We start from the raw sequence: 17,350 nt of genomic DNA, 5'->3' as shown, positions 1-17,350 counted from the left end.
GAGCCGGTTCCGTAAGGAACCGGTTCTTCTCTGGGTGTATGCTTAACAGGATCAACATGCGTAAGGACGACTTATGAAAATAGTGATCGCACCAGACTCGTATAAGGAAAGTTTGAGTGCTCTTGAGGTAGCGACCGCCATTGAACAAGGATTTCGCGAGATCTGGCCTGACGCCGATTACCTGAAATTGCCGCTGGCTGATGGCGGAGAAGGTACTGTCGAAGCGATGGTTGAAGCGACGGCGGGTCGAATCGTGCATGTTGAGGTCACCGGGCCGTTGGGGCATCGCGTCAATGCGTTTTATGGGCTTTCCGGCGATGCGCGTTCCGCATTCATTGAAATGGCGGCCGCCAGCGGGCTGGAGCAGGTGCCGCCCGCGCAACGCGATCCGTTGAAGACCACGTCATGGGGAACCGGCGAGCTGATCCGTCATGCGCTGGATGCGGGCGTTGAGCATATCATTATTGGTATCGGCGGTAGCGCCACCAACGATGGCGGCGCGGGGATGGTGCAGGCGCTGGGGGCCAGGCTACGGGATGCGCAGGGCAATGATATTGCGCAAGGCGGCATTGGGCTGGAAACACTCGCCAGCATTGATATCAGCGGCCTGGATAAGCGTTTGTCGGCGTGCCATATAGAGGTCGCCTGCGATGTCACGAATCCCCTTACCGGCAAAGAGGGCGCGTCTGCGGTTTTTGGTCCGCAAAAAGGGGCGACGCCGGAAATGATTGAACGCCTGGATACGGCATTGACTCGCTATGCGCATTTGATTGCCCGCGATCTGCATGTCGATGTGTTGGATCTGGCAGGCGGCGGAGCGGCAGGCGGCATGGGGGCGGCGTTATACGCGTTTTGCGGCGCGCAGCTACGGCGTGGTATTGAGATTGTCACCGATGCGCTTCATCTGGAAGCGTGTCTTGCGGATGCTGATTTAGTCATCACCGGCGAGGGACGCATCGACAGCCAGACCATTCACGGTAAAGTCCCTATTGGCGTGGCAAACATCGCCAAACGGTATAACAAGCCGGTAATTGGTATCGCGGGTAGCCTGACGGCGGACGTTGGCGTGGTTCATGAACATGGGCTTGATGCGGTTTTCAGCGTGATTTATACCATCTGCACGCTGGAGGACGCGCTGAAGAATGCGAGTGAAAACGTACGAATGACCGCGCGCAACGTGGCTGCAACGCTGAAAGCGGGGCAACAGTTACGCTGAGTTGTAGGCCGGATAAGGCGGTCACGCCGCCATCCGGCGAATATCAGCCTAATATCTTCTTCGCTTCACGCGCGACATTATCCATCTCATCCAGCAGCTCCAGAAACTCAGGCTCCAGCTCCTCTTCGTGGACGCCGCTGCGAAGCTGTTGCTCAATAAGCTGGCAAAGGTTCTTCATCCGCGGTACGCCGCTATAGCCGCAGCTCCCGTGTAGCTTATGGACCAGATCGACCAGGCCGTTGGGATTTTCTCCCACCAGTTGTTCTTCAATTTTGTTGCGCACTTCCGGCAGAAAATCAATCAGCATTTGCAGCATATCCCGCGCCAGATCGGGCTTACCGGCAGCCTGGCGGAGCGCAAGCTGCCAGTCGAGCGTTGCATTCGGATTGAAGATAAATTCAGCCGGTTCCGGCGCCATCAGACGCGCTGCTACGTTGGCGCCAGGTTTATAGCGCAGCAACAGATTATGCAACTTCTCTTCTTCTATCGGTTTAGCCAGATAGTCGTTCATGCCCGCGCTGAGCAACTTCTCTTTTTGCCCGGCCATCGCATGTGCCGTAACGGCAATAACCGGTGTTTGCTGCTGATGAGGAAGCTGGTGAATCAATTCGCAGGCGCGTATGCCGTCCATATCCGGCATCTGAATATCCATCAAAATCAGATCAAACTGCATTTGTTTCGCCCGATCCACCGCCTGATGTCCGCTATCACAAAGTTCTACGTGCTGGACTTTATCTTCCAGTAACGCGCCGATAAGCTTCAGATTAGCGGGATTATCATCAACCGCCATAACCGTCATGGTGATTTTACTGGTATCCATTAGCAGCGGTTCAGGATGGTGATTCAACTGGCAATATTCCGTCAGCGCTGGCAACAGGCGCGTTGACGTCAATGGTTTTAACAGACAGGCCGCCGCGCCTCCTTGTTTCAGCTTTTCGGCGTTAATTTGCGCATGGCAAGGTAGCGCCAGCAGTAGAAAGTCCGTCATTGACGCCGCTTTCGCCAGACGTTCATGCTGCATGGTGAGCGGCTCGCGGAAGGTCATCGGAACGCTCAAAATCATAATATCGTAGTGCGCTAACGGCAGCGCGGAGAAGGTCGGGCTGTAAACCACTTCCACCGGCGTGTCGCTCAGCAGATCCAGGGTACATTGCGCGGCGGTAGCATTCGGTTCGATATAAGCCAGTCGTTTCCCGGCCAGACACGCGGTCGACGGCCCGTCAATAATGACATTTGGGTTAAGATCAAGATTAATATGAAACCAGAAGGTCGAGCCGCGATTAGGCTGGCTGTGGAAAGAGATATCCCCGCCCATTTCGTTGACCAGCTTTTGCGTAATCACCAGCCCAAGCCCGGTGCCGCCGTGACGGCGAGAAATACTGGCATCGGCCTGGCGAAACGCCTGAAACAGTCGCGACTGGTCGCGCTCCGGAATGCCGATCCCCGTATCGCGGATCTGCACTTCAATCTGTACTTTGGTGTTACTGAGCGCCCGCTTTTCTACCAGAATATCGATATTGCCACTCTCGGTGAACTTAATGGCATTACCCACCAGATTAGTAATGACCTGTTGCAGGCGCAGCGGGTCGCCAATCACATTATCCGGGACGTCGTTTTTAATATTTAACGTCAACTCCAGCCCTTTATCATGCGACGAGTGGGCCAGCAGCGTAACCACTTCATCCAGCGTATTACGCAGTGGAAAAGGGATACTTTCCAGAATGAGTTTACCGGCTTCCAGCTTGGAGAAGTCGAGCACGTCATTAATGATCGCCAGCAGATTATTCGCAGAACGCTCAATGGTGTTCAGATGGTCGCGCTGGGTGGGATTCAGCTCCGTTTTTAATGTCAGGCGGGTAAAGCCAATGACGCCGTTCAGCGGCGTTCGCAGTTCGTGCGACATGTTCGCCAGGAACTCCGACTTAATACGCGCCGCTTCCTGGGCGCGCTTTTTCGCCAGATCGAGCTCAACGTTTTGGATTTCCATCTGCTCAAGGGTTTCACGCAGGTCCGAAGTGGCCTGATCGATATTATGCTGCATCTCTTCGTGATAGGCGGCAAGCGACATCGCCATGGAATTAATGCCGTTTTTCAGCATATCCAGTTCGCCCAGCATAAATCCTTCCACACGGCTATCCAGTTGTCCGCGGCGAATGCGGTCAACGGTATTCACCATGTTACGGATAGGCCCGGTGACATCGCGCATAAGCCGCCAGCCAAAGATCAGCGCAATGCCAATACAAAAAAGCATCATCACGCTGGAGATAAAAATCTCTTTGTATTGCTGTAGCCTGACCGACTTGAGATCCAGTTCAAGTGCCACATATCCCAGCATATTTTTGGTATTTTTCGCGTCGGCAATCGCTGACTCGTCCGGCGAATAGCTCTCCGAGATAATCGGGGTGCGCAGAATCATAATATCGCCGTGGCGATCGACGCTCAGACGACGTGGAAACGGCGCTCCGGCGGGAAGCTGCATCTGTGAGGGGTCCAGATGGAAATTAGACGTTACAAACAGGCGGTTATGATCGTCATAAACGGAAATCGCCCGCACAATATCAGAGTGTCTGCGGTGCAGGACGCTGATAAGTTGGCCGATAGACTCCCGGTTTTGTAAGTTCATACCATATTCGCTGGAGACGGCGAGCGGTTCAATAATACTGGCGCCGGCATCTTCCAGTTGACGCTGCAGGTCGTTATAGCGGTGCACTACAAAAAAGATACTGAGCAGCAAACCTATCAGGACGGTCGGGGCCAGGATCAGAATCATCATGCGTGCGCGCAGGCTGTAGTTGGTCATGGAGTTCCGTTATGGGACAATTAGGGTCACACTGTTAAATTGAGAAAAAGCTGGTCGATGGCGCAATTCTACTCTGCAAAACGGCGCGTGACGACGCGTCAGATCATAACCGTTAAAGTCAATGACCTCGATTCATTTGGTCAGGGCGTAGCCCGTCATAACGGAAAGGCGCTGTTTATCCCCGGTTTATTGCCTGAGGAAAGCGCAGAAGTCATTATTACAGAAGATAAAAAGCAATTTGCCCGCGCACGCGTTTCGCGCCGTTTGAATGATAGCCCGGAACGAGAAACGCCGCGCTGCCCGCATTTTGGCGTCTGCGGCGGTTGTCAGCAACAGCATGTCAGCATCGCCCTGCAACAACGCAGCAAAAGCGCGGCGCTGGCGCGTTTGATGAAACACGAGGTGAATGACATCATCGCCGGCGCGCCCTGGGGTTATCGGCGTCGTGCGCGGTTAAGTCTGAATTGCCCGCCGGATAAACCGCTGCAAATGGGATTTCGCAAAGCGGGTTCCAGCGATATCGTCAATGTCGAACAGTGCCCCGTTTTGGCGCCCCAGCTTGAAGCATTGCTGCCCCGAATCAGGGCGTGTCTGGCGAGTTTACACGGCACCCGACATCTTGGGCATGTTGAGCTGGTACAGGCGGGAAGCGGTACGCTGATGATTCTGCGCCATACCGCGCCATTAAGTGCGGCGGATAAAGAAAAACTGGAACGCTTTTCGCATTCTGAGGGATTGTCTCTGTTTCTGGCGCCGTTTAGCGAGATACTGGAAACGGTATCTGGCGAGGCGCCCTGGTATGATTCGCACGGCTTACGTTTAGCCTTCAGTCCGCGAGACTTTATTCAGGTTAATGAGGCGGTAAACCAGCAAATGGTCGCCCGCGCGCTGGAGTGGCTTGATGTGCGCGCCGAGGATCGTGTCCTGGATCTGTTCTGCGGAATGGGGAATTTTACGCTGCCGCTGGCAACGCGCGCGGCAAGCGTGATTGGGGTTGAGGGCGTTCCGGCGCTGGTAGAAAAAGGCCGTGAAAACGCCATCCGCAATGGTTTACATAATGTGACATTCTTCCATGAGAACCTGGAGGAAGATGTCACGAAGCAGCCGTGGGCGAAAAACGGCTTTGACAAAGTCTTACTCGATCCTGCGCGTGCGGGGGCTACAGGAGTGATGCGACATATTATAAAATTAAAACCTATTCGCATTGTTTATGTATCCTGTAACCCGGCGACGCTGGCGCGCGATAGTGAAGCGCTGGTCAATGCGGGATATGAGGTTACGCGTTTAGCGATGCTCGACATGTTCCCGCACACAGGACATCTGGAATCAATGGTTCTGTTCGAGCGCATGTAATGATTACCGGCTTACCGACTTCGGTAGGCCTGGTCCCTTAAGGAGAGGACGATGGTCGCGGTAAGAAGTGCACATATTAATAAAGCTGGTGAATTTGATCCGAAGAAGTGGATCGCAAGCCTGGGAATTTCCAGCCAGCAGTCGTGTGAGCGCTTAGCCGAAACCTGGGCGTATTGCCTGCAACAGACACAAGGACATCCGGATGCGGATCTGTTGCTGTGGCGTGGCGTGGAGATGGTAGAAATTCTTTCCACGCTGAGTATGGATATCGACACGCTGCGGGCGGCGCTACTGTTCCCTCTGGCCGATGCCAACGTAGTCAGCGAAGATGTACTGCGCGAAAGCGTTGGCAAATCTATCGTTACCCTGATTCATGGCGTGCGCGATATGGCGGCGATCCGTCAGCTAAACGCCACTCATAACGACTCTGTTTCTTCGGAGCAGGTTGATAACGTCCGTCGAATGTTATTGGCGATGGTGGATGATTTCCGCTGCGTGGTGATCAAACTGGCCGAGCGAATCGCTCATTTGCGCGAAGTGAAAGAGGCGCCGGAAGATGAGCGCGTGCTGGCGGCGAAAGAATGTACCAACATCTATGCGCCGCTCGCTAATCGTCTGGGCATCGGGCAACTGAAGTGGGAACTGGAAGACTACTGTTTCCGCTACCTGCATCCGGCGGAATACAAACGCATCGCCAAACTGCTGCATGAGCGCCGTCTCGATCGCGAACATTACATCGAAGAGTTTGTTGGACATCTGCGCGCCGAAATGAAAAACGAAGGCGTGCAGGCGGAAGTCTACGGACGACCAAAACATATTTATAGCATCTGGCGAAAAATGCAGAAAAAGCATCTGGCGTTTGATGAACTCTTTGACGTGCGCGCCGTGCGTATTGTCGCTGAACGTCTGCAAGACTGCTACGCCGCGTTGGGGATAGTGCATACGCACTATCGCCACCTGCCGGATGAATTCGATGATTATGTCGCTAACCCGAAACCGAACGGTTACCAGTCTATCCACACCGTGGTCCTGGGGCCGGGCGGTAAAACCGTTGAGATCCAGATCCGTACCAAACAGATGCATGAAGACGCCGAACTGGGCGTGGCGGCACACTGGAAGTATAAAGAAGGCGCCGCGTCCGGCGGCGTGCGTTCCGGTCATGAAGACAGAATTGCGTGGCTGCGTAAGCTGATCGCCTGGCAGGAAGAGATGGCCGACTCCGGCGAAATGCTGGATGAAGTGCGCAGCCAGGTGTTTGACGATCGGGTCTACGTTTTTACGCCAAAAGGCGACGTGGTTGACTTGCCTGCCGGATCTACGCCGCTCGATTTTGCTTACCACATCCACAGCGATGTCGGGCACCGCTGCATCGGCGCGAAAATTGGTGGGCGTATTGTGCCATTCACCTATCAGTTGCAGATGGGCGATCAGGTTGAAATTATCACTCAGAAGCAGCCGAATCCCAGCCGCGACTGGCTGAATCCAAACCTGGGCTATGTGACGACCAGCCGCGGACGCTCGAAAATTCACGCCTGGTTCCGCAAGCAGGATCGTGACAAAAATATCCAGGCTGGACGGCAGATCCTCGACGATGAGCTGGCGCATTTGGGGATTAGCCTGAAAGAGGCCGAGAAACATCTGCTGCCGCGCTACAACTTTAATGAGCTGGAAGAGTTGCTGGCGGCGATAGGCGGCGGCGATATCCGTCTTAATCAGATGGTGAATTTCCTGCAATCGCAGTTCAATAAGCCGAGTGCAGAGGAGCAGGATGCAGCGGCGCTGAAACAGCTTCAGCAAAAAACATACGCGCCGCAAAATCGTCGTAAAGACGACGGGCGCGTGGTGGTAGAAGGCGTGGGTAATTTGATGCACCACATCGCCCGCTGCTGCCAGCCGATTCCGGGGGATGAAATTGTCGGCTTCATTACTCAGGGGCGGGGGATTTCCGTGCACCGGGCCGACTGCGAACAGCTGGCGGAACTGCGCTCCCATGCGCCGGAGCGGATCGTAGAGGCGGTATGGGGTGAAAGCTATTCGGCGGGATATTCGCTGGTGGTGCGCGTCCAGGCCAACGATCGCAGCGGCTTGCTACGTGATATCACCACCATTCTGGCTAACGAAAAAGTCAACGTGCTGGGCGTCGCCAGCCGCAGCGACATTAAACAGCAGATCGCCACCATTGATATGACCATCGAGATCTACAATCTGCAGGTGCTGGGCCGCGTGCTCGGTAAGCTGAACCAGGTGCCGGATGTGATTGATGCACGGCGACTGCACGGGGGGTAAACCCCAGACACTAATAATGTAGCGGCTTTGCTACTCGTTCAGCAAAGCCGCATTAGCAACCCCATAAGCATGAGATATGGGGTATGTTTTTGACGTACATTTCATTTCCGGTGTACTCTTATGTAAGATTTATACTTACAGTGGAGGCTGTTATGGCCAGAACAATGACCGTTGATCTTGGCGATGAACTGCGCGAGTTTATTGAATCGCTCATAGAATCAGGTGATTACAGAACACAAAGTGAAGTGATCAGAGAGTCTCTTCGTCTGCTGAGGGAAAAACAGGCCGAGTCACGACTTCAGGCGTTACGTGAACTTCTGGCTGAAGGTCTGAACAGCGGAGAGCCGCAGGCCTGGGAAAAGGATGCCTTTTTACGGAAGGTCAAAACAGGGATGATCAAACCCGATGAGAACGGTAAAATTAACGCCAAAGGCCAGTGAAGATCTGGAAAATATCTGGCATTACGGCTGGCAGCATTTTGGCGAAATACAGGCCGATCGATATATTAATCATCTATCAGAAATATTCAGCATTATGAGTGCCAATAACATTGGCACGCCTCGACCTGAACTGGGTGAATACATTTATGCCTTACCGTTTGAAAGGCATATTATCTATTTTATACAATCAGTTACGGAAGTTATCGTGATACGTATTCTGAGCCAGAATCAGGATGCTGGTAAGCATGTAAATTGGTTATAGCCTTTTTATTAAAAAAACCAGTTATACTCTATGTGATATCGGTTAAGGTTTTATGTGTTTGAAATACGTAACACCTATTCTGAATTTTATTCATTACTATAGTATTTATTCTATGAATAATTAGCTATGAGTCTGGATCTAAGCTTCTTCATTCTTTATCTGTTCTCATCATTAATTCTTTTCGCCCTGCAATTCTGGAGCTATTTTCTGATCTATCCCGTGAGGGGCTGACCTCCTTTCTGGTATGCCGAAGCGTTCCCTGTACAACCAAAACGAAAGATTTCCCCTTCGCCGTAGATTACTATTTAAATCACTGTGCCTACCCCTCTGCCTGCCATATCATTCAATTCGGCATTGATCTTAACGTATCCAGATCCAAATGTATTATTGGTGAAGCACATAAATAGAATAAATGAAATTATGATTCTTTTGTTTATGGTCATCATTTTTCCTGTATTTATTCGTAGGGTATCAAAACGGTGATTGCACAAGTTGTATCGATGTTGACTCTCTCCCAGGTACCCTTTATCGTACCTACTTTGCCGTTCAGGCAATGTGTTGTGCCTGAAGCATTACAAGTGTTGCTAAAGTTAAGTTGCGCATTCAGATCGTGACATACAAGAGAAACTGATGTCTTATTAAGACTGTAGTTACACAAGGATGTATCATCGCATGGCGTATTGCCATGGTAGAGATATACAGAGGCTAGCTCGACATTATTTTTTGCGCCAGTCATGGCGACTTCAGTACTGTGCGCTATCGTATTTTCAGAAAATGAAGCATCTAATATTTCTGGAAGCAAATAACGATGTAGGGTGGACGCTGGAGAGCCGTTAAGTACAAGTGATCCGTTCCATATACCGACATCACCTTCGGTATCTTCTGTCACTGTTACAGTCCATTTTAATTTCAGATTCTCAATGCCCGATGTTTCCGGTTCATAATTCGTGTAGCTGCTTACCGATTCATCAATAATAATATGGCCGGAAAGGGATGAGTATTGATTAGTATCACTATTTCCTCCTCCGGGTATTACCGAAACTGTAAGATTTTGCTGGTTAATGGTTATTCCGTTCTGTTTGGTAAGTAAGGTGAGGGGAAGTGAAAATGATTTATCCCATACACAAATTGCGCTGTTAGTTGCCTGATTAGCCGTACAGCTGGCATGTGCCGTTGCTTTTACCGCTTCACCAGTAAAACTATAAGTGATACCGTTATCGACAGCGGTTGTATTGATGAAAGAAGTTGATGGATCAAACTCAAGAGTGGATTCAAGTCCATCAGGCAATGTACCTGGAATACAACCCCCCCCTCCACCTGATCCACCTGACTTAGTGCACGATGAAAGGATATGAATGTTTGTTGGTAATGGGGTATGGATGGTATCGAATGTAGGATCGCCAGCCAGTGCGCTAATACTATCAAACTGTGAAATAATTTGAGAATTATATTTTATATCCGTTCTTACTTCAGCGCATTGTAGCGCAATACACCAAAAAGTGGATGTTATTAGTAGCGATGTTTTTAAAAAATTTGTACACATTTGTTTTCCTTGGTCAATAATTTTGCTAAATTTTAAGTGAGGCAGGTTGTTTTAGGAGCAGTAAAGTGAACTGACCAATAATCCTGTATACAGCATCGGGATAGTGGTAAGCCGTCTGTATAACTCCTTATCCTGACTTTTCTGTACTGTTTTTTCAGCATTCTTCGCTTAACTCGCGAAAGAAATGGTAGCCGTTCATGGCCCGCCTCTCCGGGCCTCGCCCTAAAGGGCCGCCGTAAGCGGCGTTCACATCGGCCTTGCCAATTTGTCCTCGCTCCCCCCAGTCACTGACCAGAGTAAGCCCCGGGGATTGATGGGGGACATCCTTGTCCCCCACCGCAGGCAGCCTTCGGCTGTCAAATTCGTATCAGACGAATTTGTCACTGCGTCGCCGCCTGCCTGCAACTCGAATTATTTAGGGTATATGAGTATAAAAGTATGCAATAGTAAACTCAGATATATTAAGAAAAATACTATTGCCAGGGCAAAATAACTGTCACGCTGCAATTAGTATCAACGTTTATTCGTTCCCAGTTGCCGATTATTCTTCCCAGTTCGCCATTGTTGCATGCCCCCATATCACCATTCCTACATTGATAATCTACATTTGTTTTAATCCTGCTATCAGCACAAACTACATTGATCGTGCTATTTTCCAATGTATAATCGAATCCTTCACCCCACGTGACATTTTTCTCCTTATACATCAAATAAATTTTCCCTAGTTCTATATTTTCTGCCTTGTCGTTATAATGAAGTTCATTATAATTTAACACGGAGTTCTTATCCAAAGACGCAGTTATGAAACCAATCGGCGATGCAACCGTATAAGTTGAATTGTTATTCGTAAAAACAGAACCTGTCCCAGAATGATATTTGTATTGACCGCATCCAGGTACCGTAAAAATAAACCCGGGATCATATAGTGGTGGCATTGTTATGTTAGAAATAACACCCGTATTAGGGGTTGGTGTTATTGCGCCTGTATTAATTACTACTGCACCACCAATCGCCATACCCTGAAAGCCACTGCCATCCATCGGGATCTCTGTTATATATCTCATTGTTCCTGTAGCATATAATTTACTTTCGATAATTGACATGCCATTATCTGTCCTTACAGGTACAGCTTTGTCTGTGTCATAACCAGTAACAAAGCATGTTATGCCGTAATAACCAGGAAAATTACCATTGAGTAATGTACACTGGGCATCTGTATTAACTTTGACATCTGCTGTTGTATATAAATTAACTGTTATGCCACCAATAAACATAGATATGAGACTTCCATTAAGCAGGGTTGCCTCATATTTTGCTGGAATAACAGTGCTATCATGCGGCCAGCTTTTGCATTGTGAGAATTCAGCCTGTTGAGCCTGAGGTAGTACTAAATAATTTGTTGAGTCACGTATTACTAATGGTTCAATCATTACATTTTGGTTAATGGCCTGAGTTATCCCAGGATATGCAATTATACTTAGAAAAAATAATACTTTTTGATTCATTTAAATTTCCATTATTTAAATAAAATATTAGAAATGAGTATATAACTTGAGAAGTTACTGATATTCAAAACTCACTGTTGCGCTACCCTTAAATTCCCCCGGCATAACCTCTTCACCAGCGTATTTTTGCAGCCTGGCCTGCAAGTTGATGGTGGTAATCCCTTCTTTCAGCACAAAAGCTGTACCCACTGTTGCATTGATACTCACTGGTTGCTGTGCAGCCGTTTCCACGCCAATCGCAAAACCACTGGCTTCCGACGAGGGCTCCAGCGCCAGCAGTCCGGGCAGAGTACTGTCTTCAACGCCCTGAAAGGTCACCAGCACGCCGTTGGCTAGCGCTGTTTTGCAATCCTGGAGGCTAAGTGTGAATGGAACAGGAGTCGTTTGCCCGCTGGCGTCGAAATTGTCACTGCCAATAGTATGAAAATCCACCGTCGCCATCGTGTCATTATCCACTACCAGGTTACAGGCGCCGGCAACCAGCTTACCGCTGTAGTGCACATTAGGCGTGGCGGCAGGTAGCGTATTGCAAACCGCCCATAACATTACGCCTCCGATCAAATGCCCGGCAGTTTGAAAAATACGGTTCATTGGTAATCCACCTGTAACGTGGCAAAAGCCTCAAAATCGCCTTCGGCAGGCTCTTTACCTGGCTGTTTTACCGGCACGGCTTTTAGTGTGGGAAGCGATGATTCATCGATGGTTAGCGACGTGCCGGGAGGAAACACCGTGCCGTTCTGCTGAAGTTCAATGCCCAGCTCAGGGACATTGGTGGTTAAGGCATTTGCGGAGTAAGGCGTCGCCGTGCCCAGATAGCTCAACGTAAAAGTTAATGCGTCATCGCGAAAGCTGCTGTCGCAGGTAAGGGTCCACGGGATCTCGGTCAGGTAATTGACGCCGTCAATATTATCAATAATCACGCTACCAAAACTGACCTCCAGCGTTTCACCATTATTGATAGTACAGGCGGGCGGGTTTATCAGTTTGCCGTGAAAGGTCAAATTGTCGGCGCAGGCAAACTGGGTGATTAAAAGCGTCAGGATAAGCACCCTTTTCACTATGAATCTCTCCATCACTGGTAATCCACGACTAACGTCGCACTGGCGTTAAAATCGCCCCCCGCTAACTGCGTGGTGGGCTCTTTAACCGGTACGGCTTCCAGCTCCGGCCCATTGCTGCCGCTCAGGGTGAAGTTCAGCCAATCCGTTATGCCAACCGGAACCAGTTGCTTATTGCCCGCCTGCTGAATACGGATGCCTAACCCCTGAACCGAAGTTTGCAGAACCTGCTCCCCGCTGATGGTGGTAGTGGTCCCCTGAATTTGTAGCTTCAGATAGTCGCTCGCTCTGCCATCGCAGTTCAGGCTGTAGCCCACAGGTTTCGTTTGAGAAGCATCGCCAACTTTGGTGGTCAGGACATCGCCAAACTCTACGGAAGCGCCGCCTATCGTACAGGGCGGTGGTTGAGTGACGACCAGATGCAGCTCCAGTTGCACGGTTTTTGTGCCGGCAGCCTCGGTGCCGGTAACGAATCCACCGCACAGCAGCACCAGTATTTTCCAGCGAGTCAACATCGTCATGGATCTCTTTCGCACAGGATTACTTATTCGCTTTCTTCTCAGCGTCACGGGTTTTTTCCTCATTGACCTTGCAGGTATTCCCTGAGCAGGTAAAAACCAGCAGGCGATGGCCGCCGTAATCATCGACGTAGCCCACCACCGGCGAGCTGCCGAGCGAGGCACCTTTGATGGGAGAGGTCACTTTTTCACGCGGTGCAATCAGCAGGTTTTTAAAGCCGGAGGCGGTTTCGTTCTCTTTGCTACCGGCATTGCTGATGACGAGGTAAAACGGTGTGGGGTTGTCGAAGATCACACCATCGCCCTGGTAGGTCAGCGTGAGCTTCGTCTGCCACGGGTGCGTCTTATCCACCTGCCGGGCTACGGCTACCGGGCGGTAGAAAAACTTAATACGCGTTTGCAGCGCCAGCTGGAGCGTATTAGGTTTATCGCTTTTCGGCGGAATTTCCCGCACGTTGAAATAAAACAGACTTTCCCGGTCCTGCGGTAGGCTAGCCGCGGCCGGTAACGGCTGGACTTTAACCTGCCCGTCGGATTTTGGCTCAATACGCTGCAGCGGCGGCAGGGCGGTAAAATAGCGGGTATCTTTGGCGAACTTATCGTCTTCCAGCCACGCCTGTGCGAGATAGGGCAGAGTGGCGTTGCCGTTTTTCAGCGTGACGGTGATTGAATTTTCATTGCCGTTAAAAATAACGCGGGTACGATCCGGCACAATCGCGCTGTGCGATACCAGCGGCGCAGCCAGTAATACCGAAGCGATAAGCGCCTGGCGCTTAAAATGGTTGGTCTTGTTCATTACAGGTTCCCTTTATTCCATATCCTTGCGATTCACCGCATGGTTGTCAGCCAGCGGTATGGGCGGGGTTTGAGTGGTTGTCGCCACCGGCGCGGCCGGTTGGCCATCGGTTTGCGTATGTTCCTGGATTAGCGGTTGCGCAGGCAGCGGAGAACTTTTCTGCGGTGCGGTGGGGGGCTGACCTTCCAGCATTTTGCACGGCAGCAATAGCGCGTTGGCCAATAGCTCCGGTGTAAACGTGGACGGGAGTGATGCTTCACACTGCGCCGCGCCATCCCAGAAGACTTTCAATGTTTCCCCGGCTTTTACGCCCGCCAGCCAGGCGTTGCCGTCATCGGCTACGAGGCCCAACTGCTGCTGGCGCTCGTTTTTCACTTCGGCGCCGAACGGTGGGAAGTCGCCGTCTGCCAGCCGGAAAACCGCCATCATTTTCTCGCCGCTGACCACGTCAAAGTGACGGTAGCCGATGGCGCCTTCGGTGAGCGTGATCTGCACAACCGACTTAGTAGCTTCCGCCTTCTCCGGCAATTTGTTCAGATCGATACGCGCCAGGCTGCGCGAATAGCTTCCGACATCCGCAATCACGGCCTTGCCGAAAATGTTGGTTGAGGTTGGCGAGCCGTTACCGCTAACGGGGACGTCCGCAATGCCGTCGGTATCAACCAGCAAACGTGTGCTGCCCGCTAAACTTCCCCGGTGTAGCGCGCCGCCCTGGGTGGTCAGCGTCATGCCGCCGCGCAGCGACATGCCCAGCGAACGGTACGATCCTTCTTCATAATCCGCGCTCAGATCGATGTCCGTCAGCGCGCCCTGATGGCTGTAATAACCGTCTGCCTGTGCGCCTTGTTCATCCTGCCCGACGTGAAGCTGCCAGTTATCGCCGTTCTGGCTGTGGCCGGAATAGCCGAGCTGATTACGGTGTTGACTACCGTTAAACGTACCGTTGTAGCTGATGGAATCATTGCCCCAGGGAACAGACAGCGAGATATAAACGCCATCATCTTTATCACCGTTATATTCGCTGCGATAGCCGTTCAGCGACGCACTGAGATTTTTTATCGACCCTAAGTCGAAGTACCAGGAAAGAGACAGGTTATAGTTACTCTGATCCGGGCTGTCCCAGAAGGTACTGCGTGAGTAGCTGAAATAGGCGCTCATGCCTTGTTCACGGAAGTTCTGGTTATAGGTGACCGTATAGCGTTCTTTTTCGTGACCGGCATTGAGATGATGATAGGTTTTCGCATCCAGATAGTCGCTCATGCTCATAAAGTTCTTTTCTGAGAAGCGGTATCCGGCAAAGGTTAGTCGGCTGTCGATTTCATCAAAGTCACGGGAGTAGCTGATGCGATATGAGTTACCCTGCAGCGTTTCGCCGTCAAACCCGTCGTCTTGCGGCATGTGGGCGATGGAGTGCGTAATGTCGACCGCCACCGCGCCCACCACGCCAAGATCCTTACCGCTTCCCAGCGCCACGGCCTGATAGTTGCTTTCTCCAATTGCGCCGCCATAGAGCGACCAGCCGTTGGTGACCCCCCACGAAGCTTCCGCCGAGGCGAATGTGCCGGTAATGGGGTGATGATCCCAGTCCTGCGGGCGGCCCAGCGCCATCTTGTAGCGCACCATGCCGGGGCGCGTCAGGAAGGGAACCGATGCGGTGTTAACGTCAAACTCCTGCGTCTGACCGTTCTGCTCTTCCACGGTGACGTGCAACGTACCGGAAACGGACTGGTTGAGATCCTGAATACGGAACGGTCCTGCGGGCACCTGCGTTTCATACAGTACGCGCCCCTGCCAGGAGACTTTGACTTTTGCGTTAGAGCGCGCAATGCCCACGATCTCCGGCGCATAGCCGCGCAGTTTCGGCGGCAGCATCTGATCGTCAGAAATGACGCTGGCACCGATATAGTTAAAGCTGTCGAAAACATCGGACTGGAGATAGCTTTCGCCCAGCGTAAGTTTGGCCCCGAGCGTCGGTAGTGCGCGATAGGCGTAGTAGCGGCTCCAGCTCTGATCGTGGAGGGTGGAAGTGTTCTCGTCATCGTCACGATGGTCGTAGCTGGCCTGCCAGTCGGCCCGCAGTCGCCATGCGCCCAGGTTCGCGCCTAACGTCCCGTTGCCGCTGATGCTTTGCTCTTCGCTGCCGCTTTCTTGATCGTGGCGGAGCTGATTATTAATGTTGTAATCCAGAATGATGCCGGGAATACCATTATCCCAGCGGGCGGGTGGGTCCCAGTCGACATCGCTGTATTCCATATACGCCTGGGGTAAATTCACCAGCAGCGTGGAGTGTCCCAGGTCGGCCTGAAAATCCATGCCTTTCAGTGAATCTGGCGCCAGACATTGTCGTTCACCGTGCGTTATCCAGACGAGTTTTTCCGCGAGTTCCGGTTTTATACCCAATTGCGTAACTAATTCTGGTTCTGCGCAAACCTCGCTTCCTTGTGGATCATGTTCTGGTATAACCCAGTTAACAGGAAATTCCTGCGGCAGAGTCTGTCCGTTAATTTTAATTTGTAAGAGGTAGACGCCTGGCAGAATAAAACCCTTACGAGAAAACTGTGCAATGTTAACGTTATCGCGATTTTTTACATCGAGGAAATCGGTATTAAATTCGATGTCTTTGCCTGACGCGCTATAAGGGGAGGCGCTTAGAAGCATTCCCACTCCGCACGCTATTGGGCAAAGAACACTTTTCCATGTGTTATTCATCAAATATATTCCGCAATAAAACTCAACAGGAATACCCTACCTAAAGCGGCAGGGTATTTATCGTCGTGACTCTGTTATCTGAATTACAGGTAAGAGATAGTGACGTTGGCGGCGCTGCTGAATTCACCTGTGCCTACGGTGCCGGTTGCTGCGCCAACCAGCCAGGCGGTGAAATTCAGGCTTTGCTTCTCATCAAGGATGCTGTCTCCGTCCAGGTCCGCAATGGCCTGTGTATAGGTATCGCCCAGTTTGATATTGTTTTTGCCTGCATCGCCGATTGCCAGGCTTACATTGCTAATAGCGCCAGTGCCGTCAGTCTTCATCAGCGCGAGATTATCCGTGGCGCCTGTAGCCGCTGTGGTTCCACTACCTGTAGTGAATACCACATTCATATTTTTCTCGGTAGCCCAGGTACAACCCTCAAGATCGATATGAAAGGTACGGGCATTGTTGATAGTCGTTTTACCATTACTCAGCGTGCCATTACCGATACTTGAACCCATATTGACTGTTTGATCTTCCGTATCCAATGTGACGGAGCAGGGGGAGTCAACAATATTACCAAGGAAAGTGACCTTTGCTGTGTTGCTACCCGCGGCTTGAGCGCCGGAGACAATTCCCATAACTAAAGATGCAGTTACTGCCAGTTTACAAAAATGAGATGACTTCATCGTGTTATCCTTAATTAACGTGTTTTATGGCAGCATTTTGTACGCGTATACCAAGGGATATGCGGCATAGAGCCATGCTGCGGGCTTTGAGTAAAAAATAGGTCATAATAAAAATATTATATTTCTACATTTTTATGAGTATATTCTTATGAGCTGAATGATCGTACCTGCTCATAGAATATTATATGTAATA

Annotated in this window: 15 protein-coding genes; 5 read left to right on the top strand and 10 right to left on the bottom strand. The window is 51.0% G+C overall.

The annotated features are described in order from the left end of the window. The first annotated feature begins 73 nt into the window (after positions 1 to 73). Positions 74 to 1,216: a glycerate kinase gene (locus HV477_RS17900; RefSeq protein WP_000706477.1), complete on the top strand. Its 1,143-nt coding sequence runs from the start codon at positions 74 to 76 to the stop codon at positions 1,214 to 1,216. Positions 1,217 to 1,259: 43 nt separating this feature from the next. Here HV477_RS17900 and barA read toward each other — a convergent pair whose 3' ends face one another. Beyond that, a complete protein-coding gene (barA, locus tag HV477_RS17895; protein WP_079898930.1) occupies positions 1,260 to 4,016 on the bottom strand; it encodes a two-component sensor histidine kinase BarA in 2,757 nt (918 codons plus the stop codon). A gap of 57 nt (positions 4,017 to 4,073) precedes the next feature. On the opposite strand from barA, the gene rlmD reads away from it, so the two are divergent. The 4 genes from rlmD (at position 4,074) to HV477_RS17875 (ending at position 8,357) form a co-directional block, all read left to right on the top strand. Continuing rightward, positions 4,074 to 5,369 (top strand): 23S rRNA (uracil(1939)-C(5))-methyltransferase RlmD, encoded by a 1,296-nt coding sequence (rlmD, locus tag HV477_RS17890; protein ID WP_000046855.1) that lies wholly within the window; start codon positions 4,074 to 4,076, stop codon positions 5,367 to 5,369. A 51-nt stretch (positions 5,370 to 5,420) separates the two neighbouring features. Then, positions 5,421 to 7,655, top strand: coding sequence for a GTP diphosphokinase (gene relA, locus HV477_RS17885; protein ID WP_000226842.1), 2,235 nt, complete (start codon positions 5,421 to 5,423; stop codon positions 7,653 to 7,655). A gap of 83 nt (positions 7,656 to 7,738) precedes the next feature. Further along, on the top strand, positions 7,739 to 8,095 hold the full coding sequence (locus HV477_RS17880; RefSeq protein WP_000480218.1) for a type II toxin-antitoxin system ParD family antitoxin: 357 nt from the start codon (positions 7,739 to 7,741) through the stop codon (positions 8,093 to 8,095). Then, positions 8,061 to 8,357, top strand: a complete 297-nt coding sequence (locus HV477_RS17875; RefSeq protein ID WP_001261201.1) for a type II toxin-antitoxin system RelE/ParE family toxin — start codon at positions 8,061 to 8,063, stop codon at positions 8,355 to 8,357. Before HV477_RS17880 ends, HV477_RS17875 begins: the two co-directional genes overlap by 35 nt. A gap of 457 nt (positions 8,358 to 8,814) precedes the next feature. Here HV477_RS17875 and HV477_RS17870 read toward each other — a convergent pair whose 3' ends face one another. The 9 genes from HV477_RS17870 to HV477_RS17830 all read right to left on the bottom strand — a co-directional run bounded on the left by HV477_RS17870 (position 8,815) and on the right by HV477_RS17830 (position 17,157). Next, positions 8,815 to 9,900, bottom strand: coding sequence for a hypothetical protein (locus HV477_RS17870; RefSeq protein ID WP_001531793.1), 1,086 nt, complete (start codon positions 9,898 to 9,900; stop codon positions 8,815 to 8,817). 154 nt (positions 9,901 to 10,054) lie between these two features. Next, the gene (locus HV477_RS17865) at positions 10,055 to 10,237 is read right to left on the bottom strand and encodes a hypothetical protein (protein WP_000502519.1); all 183 of its coding nucleotides are present in this window, start codon (positions 10,235 to 10,237) and stop codon (positions 10,055 to 10,057) included. A 136-nt stretch (positions 10,238 to 10,373) separates the two neighbouring features. Next, complete coding sequence (locus tag HV477_RS17860) at positions 10,374 to 11,405, bottom strand: hypothetical protein (protein WP_001072353.1); 1,032 nt, start codon at positions 11,403 to 11,405, stop codon at positions 10,374 to 10,376. Positions 11,406 to 11,459: 54 nt separating this feature from the next. Continuing rightward, a complete protein-coding gene (locus HV477_RS17855; RefSeq protein WP_017466195.1) occupies positions 11,460 to 11,996 on the bottom strand; it encodes a fimbrial protein in 537 nt (178 codons plus the stop codon). Beyond that, positions 11,993 to 12,463 carry a fimbrial protein gene (locus HV477_RS17850; RefSeq protein ID WP_000832396.1) on the bottom strand — a complete coding sequence of 157 codons (471 nt, stop codon included), beginning with the start codon at positions 12,461 to 12,463 and terminating at the stop codon, positions 11,993 to 11,995. The genes HV477_RS17855 and HV477_RS17850 overlap by 4 nt, the downstream gene beginning before the upstream one ends. 14 nt (positions 12,464 to 12,477) lie before the next feature. After that, positions 12,478 to 12,984 (bottom strand): fimbrial protein, encoded by a 507-nt coding sequence (locus tag HV477_RS17845; RefSeq protein WP_000178258.1) that lies wholly within the window; start codon positions 12,982 to 12,984, stop codon positions 12,478 to 12,480. 19 nt (positions 12,985 to 13,003) lie between these two features. Next, complete coding sequence (locus HV477_RS17840) at positions 13,004 to 13,777, bottom strand: fimbria/pilus periplasmic chaperone (protein WP_001044459.1); 774 nt, start codon at positions 13,775 to 13,777, stop codon at positions 13,004 to 13,006. A 12-nt stretch (positions 13,778 to 13,789) separates the two neighbouring features. Further along, positions 13,790 to 16,486, bottom strand: a complete 2,697-nt coding sequence (locus HV477_RS17835; protein WP_074180600.1) for a fimbrial biogenesis outer membrane usher protein — start codon at positions 16,484 to 16,486, stop codon at positions 13,790 to 13,792. Between the two features lie 83 nt (positions 16,487 to 16,569). Then, positions 16,570 to 17,157, bottom strand: a complete 588-nt coding sequence (locus HV477_RS17830) for a fimbrial protein (RefSeq protein WP_000842511.1) — start codon at positions 17,155 to 17,157, stop codon at positions 16,570 to 16,572. Positions 17,158 to 17,350 lie beyond the last annotated feature (193 nt).

Source organism: Salmonella sp. SG203, from assembly GCF_013350575.1.
GTDB lineage: Bacteria > Pseudomonadota > Gammaproteobacteria > Enterobacterales > Enterobacteriaceae > Salmonella > Salmonella enterica.
The sequence above is the reverse complement of the archived record's forward strand: the minus strand, read 5'-3'. Positions and strand labels throughout refer to the sequence as shown.

Bases quoted from the DNA above. Each gene is read 5' to 3' on its own strand.
- HV477_RS17880 (WP_000480218.1), top strand. From the start codon at position 7,739: ATGTTTTTGACGTACATTTCATTTCCGGTGTACTCTTATGTAAGATTT.
- HV477_RS17830 (WP_000842511.1), bottom strand. From the start codon at position 17,157: ATGAAGTCATCTCATTTTTGTAAACTGGCAGTAACTGCATCTTTAGTT.
- HV477_RS17860 (WP_001072353.1), bottom strand. From the start codon at position 11,405: ATGAATCAAAAAGTATTATTTTTTCTAAGTATAATTGCATATCCTGGG.
- barA (WP_079898930.1), bottom strand. From the start codon at position 4,016: ATGACCAACTACAGCCTGCGCGCACGCATGATGATTCTGATCCTGGCC.
- rlmD (WP_000046855.1), top strand. From the start codon at position 4,074: ATGGCGCAATTCTACTCTGCAAAACGGCGCGTGACGACGCGTCAGATC.
- HV477_RS17835 (WP_074180600.1), bottom strand. From the start codon at position 16,486: ATGAATAACACATGGAAAAGTGTTCTTTGCCCAATAGCGTGCGGAGTG.
- relA (WP_000226842.1), top strand. From the start codon at position 5,421: ATGGTCGCGGTAAGAAGTGCACATATTAATAAAGCTGGTGAATTTGAT.
- HV477_RS17845 (WP_000178258.1), bottom strand. From the start codon at position 12,984: ATGACGATGTTGACTCGCTGGAAAATACTGGTGCTGCTGTGCGGTGGA.
- HV477_RS17855 (WP_017466195.1), bottom strand. From the start codon at position 11,996: ATGAACCGTATTTTTCAAACTGCCGGGCATTTGATCGGAGGCGTAATG.
- HV477_RS17840 (WP_001044459.1), bottom strand. From the start codon at position 13,777: ATGAACAAGACCAACCATTTTAAGCGCCAGGCGCTTATCGCTTCGGTA.
- HV477_RS17870 (WP_001531793.1), bottom strand. From the start codon at position 9,900: ATGTGTACAAATTTTTTAAAAACATCGCTACTAATAACATCCACTTTT.
- HV477_RS17875 (WP_001261201.1), top strand. From the start codon at position 8,061: ATGAGAACGGTAAAATTAACGCCAAAGGCCAGTGAAGATCTGGAAAAT.
- HV477_RS17900 (WP_000706477.1), top strand. From the start codon at position 74: ATGAAAATAGTGATCGCACCAGACTCGTATAAGGAAAGTTTGAGTGCT.